Origin of the sequence: Methyloceanibacter sp. wino2 (genome assembly GCF_003071365.1) — a bacterium.
Taxonomy (GTDB): Bacteria; Pseudomonadota; Alphaproteobacteria; order Rhizobiales; family Methyloligellaceae; genus Methyloceanibacter.
In genome coordinates, this window is the sequence record NZ_CP028960.1 from 805,666 (window position 1) to 823,066 (window position 17,401).

At 60.7% G+C, this 17,401-nt stretch carries 16 protein-coding genes; 6 read left to right on the forward strand and 10 right to left on the reverse strand.

Features of this window, described 5'->3' with window-relative positions; all coding sequences use genetic code 11:
- Nucleotides 1–167: 167 nt before the first annotated feature.
- A complete protein-coding gene (locus tag DCY11_RS03725; protein WP_108681315.1) occupies nucleotides 168–1,043 on the reverse strand; it encodes an SMP-30/gluconolactonase/LRE family protein in 876 nt (291 codons plus the stop codon).
- 135 nt (nucleotides 1,044–1,178) lie between these two features.
- Here DCY11_RS03725 and DCY11_RS03730 point away from each other — a divergent pair, with 135 nt between their 5' ends.
- Complete coding sequence (locus DCY11_RS03730; protein WP_108681316.1) at nucleotides 1,179–2,072, forward strand: LysR family transcriptional regulator; 894 nt, start codon at nucleotides 1,179–1,181, stop codon at nucleotides 2,070–2,072.
- A 732-nt stretch (nucleotides 2,073–2,804) separates the two neighbouring features.
- Here DCY11_RS03730 and DCY11_RS15410 read toward each other — a convergent pair.
- Nucleotides 2,805–3,011: a hypothetical protein gene (locus DCY11_RS15410; RefSeq protein ID WP_159079776.1), complete on the reverse strand. Its 207-nt coding sequence runs from the start codon at nucleotides 3,009–3,011 to the stop codon at nucleotides 2,805–2,807.
- Nucleotides 3,012–3,056: 45 nt separating this feature from the next.
- On the opposite strand from DCY11_RS15410, the gene DCY11_RS15415 reads away from it, so the two are divergent.
- On the forward strand, nucleotides 3,057–3,365 hold the full coding sequence (locus DCY11_RS15415) for a hypothetical protein (RefSeq protein WP_159079777.1): 309 nt from the start codon (nucleotides 3,057–3,059) through the stop codon (nucleotides 3,363–3,365).
- An 812-nt stretch (nucleotides 3,366–4,177) separates the two neighbouring features.
- Here DCY11_RS15415 and DCY11_RS03750 read toward each other — a convergent pair.
- The 5 genes from DCY11_RS03750 to DCY11_RS03775 all read right to left on the reverse strand — a co-directional run bounded on the left by DCY11_RS03750 (nucleotide 4,178) and on the right by DCY11_RS03775 (nucleotide 9,514).
- On the reverse strand, nucleotides 4,178–4,798 hold the full coding sequence (locus DCY11_RS03750) for an NTP transferase domain-containing protein (protein WP_045365461.1): 621 nt from the start codon (nucleotides 4,796–4,798) through the stop codon (nucleotides 4,178–4,180).
- A complete protein-coding gene (locus DCY11_RS03755) occupies nucleotides 4,798–5,811 on the reverse strand; it encodes an XdhC family protein (protein ID WP_108681319.1) in 1,014 nt (337 codons plus the stop codon). Before DCY11_RS03755 ends, DCY11_RS03750 begins: the two co-directional genes overlap by 1 nt.
- Before the next feature lie 95 nt (nucleotides 5,812–5,906).
- Nucleotides 5,907–8,090, reverse strand: coding sequence for a xanthine dehydrogenase family protein molybdopterin-binding subunit (locus DCY11_RS03760; protein WP_045365455.1), 2,184 nt, complete (start codon nucleotides 8,088–8,090; stop codon nucleotides 5,907–5,909).
- 2 nt (nucleotides 8,091–8,092) lie between these two features.
- Nucleotides 8,093–8,575: a (2Fe-2S)-binding protein gene (locus DCY11_RS03765; RefSeq protein ID WP_045365452.1), complete on the reverse strand. Its 483-nt coding sequence runs from the start codon at nucleotides 8,573–8,575 to the stop codon at nucleotides 8,093–8,095.
- A gap of 543 nt (nucleotides 8,576–9,118) precedes the next feature.
- Nucleotides 9,119–9,514, reverse strand: a complete 396-nt coding sequence (locus tag DCY11_RS03775; RefSeq protein ID WP_045365446.1) for a hypothetical protein — start codon at nucleotides 9,512–9,514, stop codon at nucleotides 9,119–9,121.
- A gap of 666 nt (nucleotides 9,515–10,180) precedes the next feature.
- Here DCY11_RS03775 and DCY11_RS03780 point away from each other — a divergent pair.
- Nucleotides 10,181–12,055 carry a hybrid sensor histidine kinase/response regulator gene (locus tag DCY11_RS03780; protein WP_108681321.1) on the forward strand — a complete coding sequence of 625 codons (1,875 nt, stop codon included), beginning with the start codon at nucleotides 10,181–10,183 and terminating at the stop codon, nucleotides 12,053–12,055.
- Here the strand turns inward: DCY11_RS03780 and DCY11_RS03785 are convergent.
- The gene (locus DCY11_RS03785; RefSeq protein ID WP_045365443.1) at nucleotides 11,971–12,594 is read right to left on the reverse strand and encodes a response regulator transcription factor; all 624 of its coding nucleotides are present in this window, start codon (nucleotides 12,592–12,594) and stop codon (nucleotides 11,971–11,973) included. The two genes, DCY11_RS03780 and DCY11_RS03785, sit on opposite strands and share 85 nt — an antisense overlap.
- Before the next feature lie 330 nt (nucleotides 12,595–12,924).
- On the opposite strand from DCY11_RS03785, the gene DCY11_RS03790 reads away from it, so the two are divergent.
- On the forward strand, nucleotides 12,925–13,227 hold the full coding sequence (locus tag DCY11_RS03790; RefSeq protein WP_045365440.1) for a hypothetical protein: 303 nt from the start codon (nucleotides 12,925–12,927) through the stop codon (nucleotides 13,225–13,227).
- A 602-nt stretch (nucleotides 13,228–13,829) separates the two neighbouring features.
- Complete coding sequence (locus DCY11_RS03800; RefSeq protein ID WP_159079778.1) at nucleotides 13,830–14,603, forward strand: hypothetical protein; 774 nt, start codon at nucleotides 13,830–13,832, stop codon at nucleotides 14,601–14,603.
- On the opposite strand, the gene DCY11_RS03805 is transcribed toward DCY11_RS03800, so the two are convergent.
- Nucleotides 14,571–15,158, reverse strand: coding sequence for a hypothetical protein (locus DCY11_RS03805; RefSeq protein ID WP_159079779.1), 588 nt, complete (start codon nucleotides 15,156–15,158; stop codon nucleotides 14,571–14,573). The genes DCY11_RS03800 and DCY11_RS03805 overlap by 33 nt on opposite strands.
- A 187-nt stretch (nucleotides 15,159–15,345) precedes the next feature.
- On the opposite strand from DCY11_RS03805, the gene DCY11_RS03810 reads away from it, so the two are divergent.
- The gene (locus DCY11_RS03810; RefSeq protein WP_156137404.1) at nucleotides 15,346–15,843 is read left to right on the forward strand and encodes a hypothetical protein; all 498 of its coding nucleotides are present in this window, start codon (nucleotides 15,346–15,348) and stop codon (nucleotides 15,841–15,843) included.
- Nucleotides 15,844–16,397: 554 nt separating this feature from the next.
- Here DCY11_RS03810 and DCY11_RS03815 read toward each other — a convergent pair.
- Complete coding sequence (locus DCY11_RS03815) at nucleotides 16,398–17,333, reverse strand: hypothetical protein (protein ID WP_156137403.1); 936 nt, start codon at nucleotides 17,331–17,333, stop codon at nucleotides 16,398–16,400.
- Nucleotides 17,334–17,401: the final 68 nt, after the last annotated feature.

The following is a 17,401-nucleotide window of genomic DNA, read 5'->3' on the forward strand; positions in this document are numbered from 1 at the left end:
GTCCGCGAAGATCGTCGCGCAGAATCCTGCGGGTAAGCTTATGCCTGCGGGCTCAGAACAGCTCTCATCCTCAGCGTGAGCAATAGTTGACCCTGATACGAGGAGCGCGAAACCCAGCGCTATGCCACCCAGGCTTCGTTGGTATCGTTTGGCATTCGTTGTCATCTTCACGGCTCCAAGCGGTACGCGACCAGAACACCATCGTTCATGAACGGGATCATCACGAGCTTCTCGTCGCTTCGGTAGAAGAGATCGGCGGTTCCCTGGTTTAGGTCGAGCAGTCTCTCGGCCTTTCCAGAGGGCTGGACCCGGAAGAGAGCGCCAGCCACCCAGTCAGTGACAAGAAAGTCTCCGGCGCCATCCGGCGCGAGCCCATCGAGATTGCCGATCGGGGTGCCGTCGCCGAGATTTGCGATCTCTTTGCTGTCCAGGTCGACGGTCCTGAGATGGTCGGGCTTTGCCGACATCATCTCGCCTTTGCCCCAGGACGCTACGATCAATCTGCCGTCGTCGGGGTATAGACCGTTCGGGGCAGCGAGTTCGGCGCTACGGAGCCACACTCCGAATGCGTCGCCATCGAGTGCGTAGATCGTGTTGGTGAGCGTGTCCGAGATGAACACGCGTCCGTCCTTGTCCACGGCGATGTCGTTCAGGAACTTGGCGTCCGGTGCCTCGTAGACTTTAGAGATCTCTCCTGTACCGATGTCAATGACGACAAGCCGATCGACATCCGCAACATAGAGCCGGTCACCATAAAGCCCCAAGCCCTTCGGGGCATTCAGCCCCGTCACCCATTCTGCCGTCTCGACTTTTCCATCCGGCGTCAGTTTCGCGATGTAGCCCTTGCCGTCCTTGTCGGTTGGCCCGCCGTCCACATTCGACACGTAGAGCACGTTTCGCTCGGGATCGAACAGGACGGATTCGGGCTGACGCAAGCCTTCCGCGCGCCAGACTTCCTTCAATTCTGTAGCCAAGCCGAGGCTTGGAATGCTCGCGACGGCCACCAACGTAGTCGCGAGCAGAAGGCTCGTGATTCTCGACATTCAGCGCTCCTTGATTGGTCAATTTCGCGAGGCGCGGCACGAGCGGCCGTGCGCTGCCTCAGAACTAAGTTAGGCCCTGCCCCGGGCGTGCATTAGGCCGTATAATCTGCATAGTCCTATGAATGGAATTCATAAATGAGCCGCCAGAACGTCGCCGATCTCCCAGCCTTCATTGCCGTGGCACGAGAGCGCAGCTTCACCAAAGCGGCGGCGAAGCTGGGGATCTCCCAATCGGCTTTGAGCCATACAATTCGTGCCTTCGAGGAACGGCTTGGCGTTCGGCTCCTGACCCGCACGACACGAAGTGTTGCGCCGACGGAAGCAGGGGAACGTCTGCTACGATCCGCCGGGCCGAGGTTCGATGAGATCGAGGCTGAACTGGAAGCTCTGAGCGAGCTTCGTGAGAAACCCGCAGGAACTATTCGCATTACCGCAAGCGATCACGCCGTCCGCTGGCTCCTATGGCCGAAGCTTTCGGCTTTCTTGCCGAGCTATCCGGATATCCAGGTCGAGATCGCCGTCGACAACGCACTGACCGACATCGTCGCCCATCGGTTTGACGCAGGCGTTCGCTTCGGCGAACAGGTGGAAAAGGACATGATTGCCGTACGCATTGGACCTGATCTCCGATCCGCGGTGGTTGGCGCGAAGTCTTATTTCGCGCGGCATGGGCGGCCAATGACGCCACATGATCTAGTCGATCATCTCTGCATCAATCTGCGCCTCCTCGCTCAGGGCGGTCTTTACGCCTGGGAATTCGAAAAGGACGGCCACGAGATCAACGTGCGCGTCGAGGGGCAACTTGTCTTCGACAGCATCTTCCCTGCCCTCGATGCCGCCCTTGCTGGTTTCGGCCTGGCCTATCTGCCGGAGGATGTAGCTCGGCCCCATCTTGCCGACGGACGGCTAACACGGGTGCTCGAAAATTGGTGCCCTCCTTGGCCCGGATACCGCCTCTATTATCCAAGTCGAAGGCAACCCACCTCCGCCTTTGCATTGCTGGTCGATGCGCTGCGCCACCGGGGCTGAGCAGGAAGACCGGCCGTCAACACGGCTAGAGCCCGTCTGGATGCTTGATCGGAAACTGATGCCGACTGACCGGATAAACGCGATCGACAGTAACCAGGCCTGCTCGACTGCAATTCTGTCGGCCACTCTTGGCACGGAGCGGGCATGCCCTTTGCCAGACTCTAAATCTGATTCAGACCCAAAGCGGACAGTTAGACCGTCCTTCCGTCACCTCTTTGGGGGCATAAGCTCCTCAGTCTTGATGATAGAGTTCAACAACCGAGTCCGCTCTCGCGTCTTAGGCCGAAGTTGTCGAAGTCTAATCGTTGGAAGTGCGTCGATGCGATCCCAATTTGCCATTGCAGCGCTCGCAATTTGGTTGGTCTTGGGTGGCTCCCAGTGCGTCTTCGCTGAGGAACCGGCTCCGTCAGACGAAAAGTCTGACCGTAGTGAGCTGCCGATGTCGCTCCCGCCGTTCGAAGGAAAGGTTGGCGAGACCTATAAGGAGAGCGAGGAGGACTGGCCAAAAGTTCCCACGGCACCGCAAGACGCGCCAAACGTCGTGGTTATCCTGCTAGACGACGTTGGCTTTGGTCAGCCTTCAACATTTGGTGGGCTCATCCCAGACCCTTTCTCCTCGATCACCAGGGAATACGAACGCTGCAGCTGCCAACGGCGATGCATCTCGATAACTCGACGCCGTAGATCGGGATAATCTAGCCGGTCTCGCAAGACGTCGAGGACCCACACCGTCTAACCTCGTGCCTGCAGCACAACGCAAGCGGAGTAGTCAGCCAATTCGCTTGCGCTCATCGCCGTGTCCCAACTGACGATCAGCTTGTCACCTGATTGCCAGGCAGGAGGATCGTCATAGAGCGGAAACCATGACCACTTGATGAGGTTTCCACTTGGGGCCACTGGTTGCTGCTGATACTGCGCGGCAAAGTCCAAGGAACCCATTGAGCGCTTTAGATCGGCCAAGACTTTCTCGGAGTCACGAGTGGGGTGCAGCAACTCGCCCACCCTGCGTCGGTAGACTCTGTCCTCCCCGATCCGAACTTCCTCGTCCGTCTCTGCAATGGCAGGAAGCCTCAGCTCGGTCCAGCCGTCTTGTTCGAGCAGATGGCCGACGAGGTCGTCCACATGCAGGCGCTGCATCACCACGATGATGGCATCGTCTGCCTTGCTGTCGAGGCGCGGGACGAGGGTGTTGGCCTACCACTGCTTGAGGTTTTCTCTCGCGTTCTCGGAGTGCGCATCCTGCGGTTTCATAGGGTCATCGATGATGAGCAGGTTGCCTCCGCGGCCGGTTAGAGTTCCTCCCACCGACGTGGCGTAACAGAAGCCTCTCGCGGTCGTCATGGCCTCGAGCTCGGTATCCTTGGCCGCACTGACGCGCGTTGATCTGAAGAGGTTCAGGTAGAAGGGCGAGCGGACCAATGCTCGAAAGTCATTCGCATGTCGAGTGGTGTGCTGACAGCGGTCGGCAAAGTGTCCGCGGATAGGCTGGACTAAGGACCACAAAGCCAAGAATCGCGTCCATCACGCCGTATTCAACAGCCGCAGGCATAGCGCGACTGGCTGATCATGAACGATCACGACCTCGCAAAGTGTGACCCCCGAAATCGGCCTGTAGAGAAAAAGCGCGGGAAGTACCCCTTCTGGCACAGAGACTTACGTCTCTCTGCGCTCTCCAGGCAGAACCGCCGCCGACTAGTGGCGCAATTCTGCGCTACTTCCGCGCTGTTTGGTGAGTGTCTGGAGAGAGCGGAAGAGCCCACGACTAGGTGGCTGTGCTGGCAGTCCGCGGCGAACGCGTCTCTGCTTCGCATTTCCCTGATATGCGGGAAAGAATAGGGAATTTCGGCTGTTTTTGCCTCACCCTGCCCTGCTGAAGCCGAGTTTCCCGTTTTACATCAACACGAAATGGCAAAATTCCCTAAGCAGCGCATCAGGGAATTTTTCAGACAAAACAGGGAATTCCGGAGCGGAAACAGCGACGTTCCCTTCGAGAGCAGGCAAGCGGTTCAGAGAACTCTGAGGCGGTCAGCTTACGTTACTTGCAGCCGCGCTTATCATGTCCGCTTCTGACCTGCGGGGGACATGGAGAAAGGGCGCTTTAAGCGTTAGGCGCGTTCGCTCGGTACTACGACCTTTGATACTGCCCGCAACCCATCACGGGTATCGACATCGCGAAACACCCTCTCGTCGCTCATGGGAACGGCACTCCAGGAGCCGGCCAGGTCACCCAACAGACCCTTTCCCCCTTGCGGCCCTGCAAGGCCCTCCAAGAGGCCAAAGTACCGGCGTGGCCAAAGCACGGGGTTCCGTTGCCGGCCCGCAAGCGTCGCCGGAAACACAATCGCCGCTCCATCGCGCTTCAGGAATTCCGCACCGAGCGTATCGATCACGGCGGAGTTGAGGAACGGCATGTCGCCGGGCACGATGGCAACGCCGTCCAGCTCCCGGGAAACCGCCGCGACACCGGACGCAACCGATCCGCCCAAACCATTCCTCCAGGCCGAGTTGAAGACGAAACGGACCGTCAGTCCCTTGAGGGCGTCTTCGATGGCGGATGCGTCGTGTCCGGTGACGACGATCACCTTGTCTACGCAGTCGGCACCGAGCAGCGTATCGGCCGTGACCCGCACCATCGGCCGTCCATCGATATTGGCGAGAAGCTTGTTGCGGGGCCCGAACCGCTCCGATGCACCGGCAGCGAGCAGTATGGCGCCAAGCCTGCTCATCACCGCGTGCCGCCGTGATCGACTTCGATGATCTCGGCCAAGATCGAAACGGCGATCTCCGCTGGCCCCTTGGCGCCGATGGCGAGCCCGACTGGGGCGTGAATTCGGGTGAGGTCGTCTTCCCCGAAGCCCGAGCCTCGTAGCCGCTCGAGGCGCTTCGCGTGGGTCTTCCGCGACCCGAGCGCCCCCACATAGAAGCAATCGGAGCGAAGCGCCGCGGTAAGCGCCGCATCGTCGAGATGCGCGGCGTGGGTCAGAGCGACTACCGCCGTCCGTGTGTCCAACAGCGTCGAGACGACGGCTGGCTCGGGCCAGTCCTCCAAGACGCTCACGCCGCCAAAGCGTGCGGCGCCTGCGAATGCGGGACGCGGATCGACGATGACGACGTCATAACCGACACGGGTCGCCAAACTGGCAAGGACCTGGGTGACGTGTGTCCCGCCGGCCAGAACGAGCCGGAGCGGAGGCATTAGAATCTGGAGAAAGGCCTTGCCTTGAGACAGCTCGACGATCCCGCTGTCGCCTGCCGAAATCCGCGCGATGAGCTCGGGATCCTCTGCCAATTGGGGATCGATGAGACGGCGGGCTCCGGTCGCGAGGTTCGTCACGACAGCCATCAGCCGGCGCGACCGGTGCGCCATGAGCACGCTATCCAGAAAGTCCCTATCCGAAACGCGGAGCGGCTCGATGAAGACTTTGATCGTGCCGCCGCAAGAGAGCCCCGCGCGCCAGGCGACGTCGTCCGCGATACCAAAGTCCAGAAGTTTAGGCGCCCCCGTCGCGATGACGTCCTGCGCCTCGGTGATGACATCGATCTCCACGCATCCGCCCGAGACAGACCCGGCGAAATCGCCGCCGGGCGCAACGACCAGTTGGCCACCGACCGGCACGGGGGCGGAGCCCCAAGCGGAAACGACCGTCGCCAGCGCGACCGAGTCATGCGTTTCAAGCCAATCGCGCGCGGTCTGAATGGGCGTGGACTCGATCGGTCGTTGCGGCTCCAACGTGTTCATCGGACTCGTCTTGCTTCTACCGAACAGGGCGGTCGGCGCAAGGGCTCGCGGCCGGCTCTAAATGCTGCCAGAAGCATGCGCATCGCCGGAGCCCTCTAAGCCTTCAGTGACTCTGCGCTAAGCGGCGGCTTGCGCAGCCTCACGCCCGTTGCCGCGTAGACCGCGTTGAACACGGCAGGGACGACCGCCGAGGTTCCAGGCTCACCAATGCCGCCCGGCGCCTCGGTGTTCTTGATGATGTGGAAATCGATCGCCGGCATGTCGTTGATGTGCGGAGCCCGGTAGTCGTGGAAGTTGCTCTGCTCGACTCGGCCATTCTCGAGGGTGATCTCGTCGAACAGCGCCGCACTGAGTCCATAGACGATTGCGCTCTGCACCTGCGCTTCGATCGTGTTGGGATTGATGGGAAGCCCGCAATCCACGGCGCAAGTGACGCGCTTGACTGTCACGTCGCCGGAATCGGAGACCTCCACTTCGGCGACCTGCGCCATGTAGCAGCCGAACACGTTCTGAACGGCAATGCCTCGGCCTGACCGTTCCGGCAGAGGCTGGCCCCAACCCGATTTCTCCACGGCGAGATCGAGCACGGCGAGCGCACGCGGTTCTTTGGTGAGCAATGCGCGACGATACTCCAAGGGATCTTTCTTGGCCGCGGCGGCGCACTCGTCGACGAAACTCTCGACCACGAAGATATTGTGGGAGGGGCCGACACTCCGCCAGAACGCCGTCGGAATCCCAGGAGGCTCATGCCGCACATACTGGAGCCGGACGTTCGGGATCTCATAAGGCATCTCGAGCGCGCCATCGACCGTGTCGAAGTCGTAGCCATCCTTGAACGCGGGAGAAGCCCAACGAGCGATGACCGAAGAGCCGCATATCCGGTGGCTCCAGGCAATCGGCATGCCATCGGCATCGAGCCCCGCGTGCAGGCGGTCGTAAAAATACGGCCGGTACATGTCGTGCTGGACATCTTCTTCGCGGCTCCAGATGACCTTGACGGGACCGTCGACCTGCTTGGCGATTTCCACGGCTATGGCGATCGAGTCGACTTCAAGACGGCGGCCGAAGCCACCCCCTAGCATGTGGTTGTGTACGACGACCTTCTCGAGCGGGAGGCCCGTCAACTCAGCTGCGATCGCTTGGGCGCGGCCGATGACCTGTGTTCCGACCCAGATCTCGCAGGCGTCCTTCCGCACGTGGACAGTACAATTAAGCGGCTCCATCGCGGTGTGCGCGAGGAACGGCACCTCGTAGATCTCGTCTAAAGTCTGTGCCGCGCCTTCCAAGGCGTTTGGCACATCACCTTCGTGGCGGACAAGCACACCGTCCGCCTCGGACGCCTTTTCCATATCGGCGACGATATCGGCCGTCGAAAGCGTGGCGTTGGGACCGTCGTCCCACACGATCTCGACCGCCGCCAATCCCTTCTTCGCCGCACCCGTATTGGTGGCGACGACAGCCACGGCGTCTTCTGTCTGCACGACCTGCAGGACGCCATTGTTCTCGAGTGCCTTGGCACCGTCCACGCTTTTGACCTTGCCGCCGAATACCGGACAGATCGCCAGGGTCGCAAACTTCATGTCGGGAGCTTTTGCGTCGATACCGTAAACGGTCGTTCCGTTGACCTTTCCCGGCGTGTCGAGCCGCTTGGCGGCGGTCCCGATCAACTTGAAGGCACTCGGGTCTTTGAGTGTCACCTTCTCAGGGACAGGCATGGTCGCGGCCTTTTCGGCCAACGCACCGTAGCCAAGGCTGCGCCCAGTGGCCCCGTGGATCACGCTGCCCTTCTCAGCGCGGCAACTGGACGGGTCGACATTCCATGTGGCGGCAGCCGCCGCGATGAGCATCTCCCTGGCCGTGGCGCCGGCATTGCGCAAGGGCTCGTAGAACGCGCGCATCGAGGTGGAGCCGCCCGTTACCTGAAAGCCGACGAGGCCGTTTGTGTAGAGCGCGCCGTCGGGAGGAGCCTGCTCTGTATAAACTTGAGTGAGGTCGACCTCGAGCTCTTCGGCGATGAGCATCGGGCAGGAGGTGAACGTCCCTTGCCCCATCTCGACCTGCGGAATGATGAAAGCGACACGCCCGTCGTGGCCGATGCGAATGAAGCCGTCCGGCGCGAAGTTTGCCGCTGAAGCGTCCCGGGCCCTTGCGGCGCGTATCGGAAGGCCGAATGTGAGAAGCAAGCCGCCGCCGGCGGCGACACTTGCGCGCAAGAAGCCTCGCCTGGAGAGGCCTCCCGCGCTCGGCGTTTGCGGCTTGTCCGTCAGACGCAACGACATGGTCAGTCTCCCTGGGACGAGGACGTAGGTGAAGTCTCAGCGGCTTGCTTGATTGCTTCGCGGATGCGGAGATACGTCCCGCAGCGACAGATATTGCCGGCCATGGCGCCGTCGATATCGCTGTCGGTCGGCTCCGAATTTGCCGCGAGCAGCGCTGCCGCCGACATGATCTGCCCTGACTGGCAGTAGCCGCACTGGACGACCTCCAGATCGAGCCACGCCTGCTGAAGGCTCTCGCCGATCGGCGTGTCGCCGATGGCTTCGATGGTGGTAACTGCAGACTCGCCAATATACTCGACAGGCATGACGCAGGAACGCATCGGCGTACCGTTCACATGCACGGTGCACGCGCCGCATAGCGCCTTGCCGCACCCGAATTTCGTGCCTGTCATGCCCAGCACGTCGCGTAGAACCCAGAGCAGCGGGATATCGCCGTCTACGTCGACCTCGTGCTCTACCTCGTTGACCTTGATTTTGAAGGTCATTGCCTCACCCATTCTTACGCGGCTAAAATCGTTTGCCGCTTTGGCGCCCAGCCTACTGCGAACTCGTTCGCGTCCCCCACTATGGCGTCGGATATTGGCGCTTTCAAGCGCAAATGTTGTGTAGCAGCGCTGTGCCCCCACGTGACAGCAATCCCTGCACCGGATCTACAATCCCTGCACCAGATCTACCGTTCGAGGATCGGCCTTCGACGTCACAGAGCGACTTTGGCCTGGGCAGGTCCGCAAAGTGCCACGAGCGGACATCGGCAATCAGCCATAGGGCCGCTTATTCGATAGGCTCGATGTCAGGGAGACTCCAACTCTTGTCATAGAAACCCTCTGTGGGGCCATACAAGCGGAAGTAAACCAACCACGCCTTGCCGGGCATCGTCTCGATCCAGGTGGCCTCCATGCCCGCAGGCACCTTTGGTCGGAAGTATGAGTCGACGGAGCGGTTCTGCACGGCGCAGGCAACGGCGCCCACCATGGCGCCGTTACACTTGCGGAGCCGCGAAGCCACGGCTTTGTTGGGCGGTGTGACGGCTAACCCGCTCCGTCCCAGCTTCGCCGGCGCAGCAGAATGCCATAGATGGTCGAAACAGCGGCCATCAGGGTCCCCCACGGGACCAAAACCCACGGCAACAAGGCGGCGATCGACGTCGTGGCCAATGCCATGTCGAATCTGCCCAACATCGCCGTGCTCTCGATCGTCAGAGCAATAACGATATCAAGTGCCACAGCCAGATATCCGGCTAGGACGAATTGCCAAAGCCGGGCGCGATGGACGTCTCGGACGCATAGTAGCCATGCGGCCAGGCCGGAAATCAGCATGACGCCCGAATGGCTGAGGGTGCCGGCATCCGCCACAACCAAGGTGAGGAGCTTGACAAAGACCCAGAAAATCACAGCGTGCCCGGCAGCCACTGCAGTTTGGACCATCGGACTCCCGACGCGCCACCGAGGCTGAACGGCGTTCGTCATCGTGCGGTCACCGGGTTTGCACCTGATCGGGACCCGGCACGACGGTCATGTGCTGCGGGCTTTCCCTTCGGCGGCGAGCCGTAGCTTGGAGACATGGTCACGTCAGTCATCGGATCGCCCCCAACACGCATTGCGCATTCGCCGTGCGGCGCGTCAACGGCCCATGACTTGCCCCACGCCTGCATTCCCATTGGACCAGCCGGAACCGTGGCGAGCGCAGCTGCCAGAATGATTGCCTGTTTGCGAATGCCATCCATGCGAGTCTCCCGTTACTTCCACCTCGACATTGCCATAGGCAGGCGTTTCTGGATATTCGGACAGATGCACTAATAGAGGCGTGGGAGCCCCAACTCCTGTTCGAAGAGAAAATGCCCGTTGGCTGATCGCGATCCATGGAATGTAGTACGGTCCTGCAAAACGCCCTGTGGCTCCCCGCGGTCCGCACTATCGGCAGCACCCGTAGCAAGGGCCGCTTCGCGCCTCCATTGCGCGTGCCCCAAACGCTCCCCGAGCCGCGGCGCAATCCATTCAATCCCGAATTCCGCGATGCATTGGAAATGCCGCGGTTCGAAACCCGAGTTACTATGGTAGACGGATTGGGGTGCAACGACACGGGCGCGGAAGATGGTCGACGAACAGGGGAGCGGTAGCCGTCTCGGTCGCTGGCTCGGCGTCCTGGACGTGGACCGTCGCCCTACGGCGGAGCACGACGAAAACTGGCGCCTCAACTATCTCTTCTCCATCGCCACGGTGAGCTGGATCATTCATTTCTGTGTCACGATGCTCGCCGGCGTCGTGTTGCTCCAGGCCGGCCTCGGCGCCTGGGTTCCCGTGTGGATGGTTTCTATGGCGCTCCTGTCCCTGGCATTGGCGACCGTTGCACTCGCCTATCGCCATCGCAAGGAAGCGACATCGCCCGAGGTGTACGGCGCTGCTCATTCGGTGCTGACAGCCGCTATCGGACTCGTGTGGGGCATTGGCGCTGTCTTGTGCGCGATGTCAGCCTCAACCGAGATGCTAACCTTCTACACGCTTGTGCTGGGCGGAACGGCACTGGGCGCCGTCAGCTCGCAGCACATCCTAATGCGTAGTTGCCTGCTTTCGATCTGGACGTCGGTTCCGCTGCTGGCGCTCGCGTGGCTCGTCAACGGCGTCTCTTACGGGCCGCTGGCGACCGCGGGAATGATGGTGCTGTTTGGCGTGACCCTCACGGTTCTTGCCACCCGCATGAATGGTGCCGTCGAACAGAACGTCATGCTGGCCGATGCGCTGGCAGCGCGCAACGAGGTGCTTCTGCGCACCAGTGCCGGGCTTGCCGAAGCGCATGAGGAGAAATCGCGCTTCCTCGCGCAGGCAAGCCACGACCTGCGTCAACCCATCCATGCCATCGGGCTCTTCGTGGAGTATCTCCATGGCGTGCGTCTAGGGCGGGAGGGACGCGAGGTTCTGCACAACATCGATCGATCGCTGGAGTCTCTGACCCGATTGTGCCGTTCGCTTCTCGACCTTTCGGCACTCGATGTCGGGCGCGTCAAACCGGAGATCGGTCCGGTGTCGCTAGGCGAGCTGATGGGTGAGGTGATACGGCAGGCTAGTGAGCCCGCGCTGGCGCGGAATGTCACCATCCGATTTCGGCCCTCGCGATATTGGGTGCGCAGCGATCCGGCCCTGCTTCATACCATGGTGCAAAACCTCGTCTCCAACGCGATCAAGTATGCGCCCGGAGCGCAGCTTCTCGTGGGCGTGCGGCGGCGCAACGGTGCGCTTTCAATCGTCGTTGCAGATACCGGGCCCGGGATCGCCAGCGAGGATCAGCAACGGATATTCAAGGAGTTCGTCCAGATCAAAGCACCCGATACCGCAGAGGCGGACGGTCTTGGCCTTGGTCTGTCGATCGTGCACCGGCTCGCCGAAATGCTCGGTCTGCGGGTCACAGTCGCCTCGAAACTCACAGAGGGATCGACGTTCTGCATCGACGGACTTGGCGAAGCCCAGCCTGCATCACGTCCACGCCGGCAAAGTCCCGCGGGCCATGTGCACTTGCTGGCAGGGCTGCGGGTCCTTGTCGTCGACGACGACAGGGCCGTGCGCGACAGTACCGTCCAGTTGCTGACGCGATGGGGTTGCGCAGTGCGGGCGACGGATCGTGTGACTCTTGCGACCGATCCCGACGAGTTCGATTTCTTGCTGTTCGACCAGGAACTGGCCGATGGCGAAATTGGACTCTCCCATATCCGTAACATGAGGGCGCGTTCGTCGTGCTGGATACCGGCCGCCCTCATCACCGGTGGGCGTACCGATCACCTTGTCGAGCCGTGCAAAGCGGAAGAGGTCGCCATCCTTGCCAAGCCCGTCCGTCCCACGCAACTGCGGTCGGTTCTACTTTCGGGCGCAGCGGGCCGGACCAACCTCAATCAAACAACTCCCAGCTCGGAGGCCATGCCGGCAGCAGCCGTGCGACTCGTCACGCCGAGCGCACGTAGCAGCGCCGAAACATGAACTCGCACCGTAAAATGCGAAATGCCGAGGTCGCGGGCGATCTGCTTGTTAGACCGCCCAAGCGCCAGAAGGCGCAGGACTTCACGTTGGCGTGGCGACAGACGCGAGAGCCGGTCGGAGGGAACGAGATCGCTTTCACCCAGAGCCGCCTCTGTCTTCACCACCACATCGCCTGCAAGTAACGCAGCAATGCCTGAAGCCATCTCGCTCGATGAAACGCCCTTGGCAATAAACCCGTCGGCACCGGCCCGCATGACTTCCTCGACCATCGCCGCGTCATCGGTCATCGACACAACGAGCAGCGATGTCGTGGGATAGAGCCGGCGCAGCGCGTGGATACTGTCCGGCCCCTCGAAGCCAGGAAAGACGAGATCGAGCACGAGCATACCCGCCGGTTCTCCTTCTGCAGCGACGCGCAGCAATTCATCTGCTGTTCCAACCTCGCAGATCGCCGCATCCGGAACCGCTCTTTGCAGGATGCGGCGCATACCATCTCTAAAAATGGGATGGTCGTCAGCAATGATGATGCGCTCGCCCATGGATTGCGGTTCCTGCCCGTTCTTGTGACATTCCAACTTGGATCGGAATTGTAGCGGGACGGCTGGCAGATTGGCAGTAGCACGGACGTGCTATTCACGTGTCCCTACGTGTTTCCGGAGCCCGTCCGATAGCCAGGCACGGTCCAATGCCAGCAGGCATGGAGCGGACGGCCTTCTTGACCGAACCCAGCGCGCAATCATGCTGTGGCGGACGCTATCGGCACGTCCCTGTCGGCGTCGCCGCGCCGATAGTGCGTCTGTGCTAGTTGCTTCAGAGAGAGGCCGTTCATAGCTTTTGGCCCATGCCGGGAAGCCAAAAAGGAGAAACGGATGACCGCCGGAAAGAGAATAGCTGTTGCAGTCGCCGCGCTCGCCATGAGCGCCGGCGTCGCAGGATCCGCCCATGCGCAACAACAATATGGAGCGGAGATCGTGCTGACCGATCTTGGCCAAACAGGAACCATCACGATGTTTGATCGTCCGACGGCACATTTTACGGTTCCGGTTCGCCTGTGCGGCCGGAGCTTTTTCGTCAGCTCGAAGACGAACCACGCCCATTGGGTTAGGAAGACCCAGGAACGGAACGTCTATAGAGTGACCGGCCAAGGGAAGGTCATCTGCAGCACCTATTGACGGTGCGAGCTGATTATTCGGGCCAGGCCTCGAAGGATCGTTCATGAATGCGCTGCATGCAGCAATTTCGGCCGCAGCTTAGAGTGATTGCCGTGCCGCCGACGATGTGGCACGGCTCTCACGAGACGCAGTTTCCGAAGGGTCGAGCAACGGCCGTTTAGAAGAATGCCGATGGGATCGAACAATCTGCTTCCGGCGAAGCATGCCGCCGGACCCATGTCTTACAGGTGGACATCCGCATTCTGGTTCGCCGCTTTCGCTTGGCCGTGGGCGGGACTCCTCGGTGCGTATATCGGCCTGGGCGATCAATCCTGGTACACGGTCTTCGTATTTGCGGCATCCGCCTTCGCAGGCGCCTTCGTCGGTCACCTAATCCTCGGAGGGTACCGCGGCCTCACGCGTTGCGCCTTGTCCGGAGGCGCGGCGCCGTGGTTCGCGACACTTTTCGGTACTGTTATGACCGGCTGGGGGGCATGGGGGACTTCGGCGCTACACGAGTTCGCCACGATAGGCCCTCTCTTCACCCTGCCCGGCGTAGTTTATGGGGCGGTCTATTGGGTCATCCATGAAGCGATCCGGGACAAGCGGAGTGCCAACGTCTCATGAGGCGACTCGTATTTTCGACAGTGCTCTTGCTGGGACTGGTTCAAGGCGCCAACGCCGGCGAAACGATCTACGATCTTTATGCTGCGATCGGCGACACCGTCTTCTTTCCCCTCGCCGATACGCGGGATGGCCAGACGATAACGAACAGCGCCGGCCGGCCTTTGAAGACGCAAATCGACGAGCAGGGACGCTTCCTCGCCTATCTGGAAGAGGACGGCGGCTGGGCAGTCAATGCGTTCAAACTCTGGCCGCTTCCCGATGGCGGAGCCATCGCCGCTACGATGGTTGGCTCCTTCGAAGGGGAGGTGATGTTTGCCCACAGTTATGTCGAGTTTTACGCCCAGCGTCCGGGCGGAGCGTGGGAGGTCATCGATCCGCCGATGGAGCCGCTAGATGTCTCCTACTTCTTAGACAAGGCGCCGGTCTTTCGTTCGAGCGAGCTGAAGAAATCCTTTGAGGACACCACCTGGGGGCTGTTCTACGAACTGAGGCCGGACCGCGAGCATATCGTTGTTCATCTCACGGCGACCAACCGGAGCAAGTGCTGGCCCGAGACCGTTTTCGGCGTTGCGATGGAACGCGATCGGGGCGACGCGGGCGGCGCGGATTTCTGCCGCGACGTCCATGCTCTGCTCATGAAAGAGGTAGTGCTGCAACTCGACGAGGCGCGGGGCCGCTTCGACATCGTGCCGCTGCCGCGCAAGCTGGCGCTGCCGAAGTCCAGGCGCTGCGATCTTTCAAGAGCCCGGGACTGCAACTCGGCTGATTAGGTCCTTCAAACTCTCCGGCGGATTAGGCCATCCCTTGGCGGCCTCCTGACGGGCAAACTCCAGGATCCCCGCCAGCTTTTCGGCCGAAAGCGGAAGATTTCCGGAGAGGTGCTCGACCCTGCGCTCGCCGCTGCCGTCGACAAAGGCGAATCCGAGTACGGGAACACCGCTGTCGCTCACACCGGGATCGCCGAAAACCCCGACGTAGAACTTCTCCACCCTATCCCAAGGCAGGAAGAGCTTTCTGCCGTTCGTCGTCGTCCGCCAGAATCCGTCGGGCTGAAGCTCCAATTGCCCGTTATGCCCGGTCAGGCCGCGCAGCGAATAGAAGCTGACGATAAGCGGGAAGGGCAGGACAATCACGTACCAAAGTGGGCCAAGGCCACCTTCCAGAAGCGACAGGCCGTAAAGCAAGCCGCCGGCAAACGCCCATACCACAGCGAGGAGGATTGCCTGCTCCAGCGGATTGGGCGACAGGGAAATCTTCCAGTCTCTTGGATCTTTAGAGCTGGTTGCTGTTTGCATCACTATCCCGTCCCGATGCTGCCAGGGCACAATTCCGCACAGAGGCCGGCCTTGCCTATCGACTTGGGCTTGGGGTGTCGATTCGGCGGCCGACGATGTTACCCGAATGATGCCACTATATTCCGTCTGCCGCGCAACTAAGGCGTCTGTGCTAATCGCCTTGCAGACTTGCACGCTCTATCATCGGGACCAGACCGAATCTGATGGGTGATATGAAATGAAAAGACTCTGTATCGGGGGCATGTCTTGCCTGTTGCTTTTTTCTCCGACGCCGGTCAGCGCCTTGGACGAAGCAACGGACGATCTAACGTCCATTTTCGAGTATGTGTGCCTCGACACCCTGCCCTTTTTTGACGGAGCAGAGCCGCGCTTGCGTCAGATGGGGTTCGAGTTGACGGCCTTTGGCGACAACGAATTCGAAGGCCGCCATGCCTCGCAGGGGCTGACTGCCAACCTCGCTGCGGGAAAGCGGGAGCACGCCAATCCCGGATGCACGATTCAGTCCAAGACTGCGGTCTACGATCGTGCCGAGGCTGTTGCGCTGGAGATGTTCAACAATGTTTTCGGCGGCAACGTTACGCAGTGGCGGTACAACGGAAAGCCCGCGGGCTGGAAGGCGGCGCTGAGTGAAGGGTCCGTCTATCTCAGCGTCACTGGCGAAGGCGTGGATGTTCCGTCCGGTGTGGGCATATCTCTTGAGCTGCGCAGCGAATAGCCACAGGTCACGGTCCCGCATCACGCGGGTGGCATACTCATAGAGTTGAGACCGGTTCGCCGGACATCGAAGACGAACAAGTTGGACAATGTCCGCTAGTGGCGGACCAGCGGGCAAGGACTTCGCAATGCCCCCCAAAAAACCAAATGCCCGCCATTCTGGAAACGGCGGGCATCAGATCTCGATCTGAACGGATCAAGCTTATTCGCAAATTCCTGGCGGCTCGACGCACTTATTATTGCAGCAATCAGAATTCGAGTTGCATGAATGACCAGAGTCCTTACATGCAGCCATCTGTATCCCATCAGGGATCTTCGACATCGGAACCGCATCTGCCTTCTTCAAAGCATCGAGGTCCAAGATCCGAGCCTGATTCGAGGCTGCGGCAAGCCGGATATCATCGGCACTGGCGGGTCCAACCGACAGTCCAACAGTCATCATTAGAACCGACAAAGTGATTGCAAGCTTTGGAGTCATAGTCTCTTCCCCACTTGGTTACCGAAACAAGATTGGCAGCATTGAGCAGCAGCTTCAACACAGATTCTGTAGAGCATCTAGAATCCTTCTAGGTCGAGTAACAGGCCGGATAGACAGGTGTCGGCGTAACGGGCGCCAGGATAGACCGACACGATGCGCACCGTAATCGTGGCGGCCTTTGCGGGCTGGCTTAGGGCGAGCCGCTGACTGCCTGGGTCGTCGCGGAGGGTGTATCTCTCCTTGCGGCCCGCCGCCTCGATCTCGACGACCTCTACCCGGCCATTATTCGAGAAGGTCGACGCGGATCTCTGATAGCCGTTACGGATGACGACGGCGTAGACGCTGACAGCGGGTGCCGTCTCGATCCGGATCGATTCACCTTCGCCGTTCCCCGCAACGCCCTCACACCAGGCCGCTCCCTCGGGACCCCAGAAGAGATTCTTCGGTCCATAGGTCTTTCCGCCCTGCTGGGGCAGAATCGAACTGGCGCAATAGCGCTGACTGTCGACGAACTGCGTAGGGCTGTTGTCCTCGTGGCAAACCTCATTCGAGGCGGCTCGCGCAATCTGTTTCGAAGTGGCAACCTGCGATGTGGAGATCTTGCAGTGCCCCTCAACCGGGATCGGTCCACCGCGAATGAAGTTGCCGTCCTCACCGTAGAGTTCGACGTTGCCTGTCGCCCTGCCGCTAACGGTGTCGATCCGGTAACTCGAAATGTTGACCAACTGTCCGGCATTGCGCACCTCGTGCCGGAATTCGATCTCTCGTCCAAGGTCCTTGGTCGCAAGACCGACCGCCACGTCGCCCGCGACAAAATGAGAGGCGGAGACGCCAGTCTGTCTGGCGATATCGTCATGCCGGATCGTTACCCATGTGAGCGGCGAAGCCCCCGGATCGAACCGGCAATCGTAGACCGACTCAGAGGCCTGCGCAGGCAACGGATGGAGGCTGACTGCTGTAGCGGCGGCTATTGCGCCAAGCTTGGCGAACATACGCACTGTCAGTGAACTCATCGAAAACCTCATTGCAGAGTCAGACACTCCATCTTCTACGGCCGTGAAAGGCAACGGCAGGTTGGGCT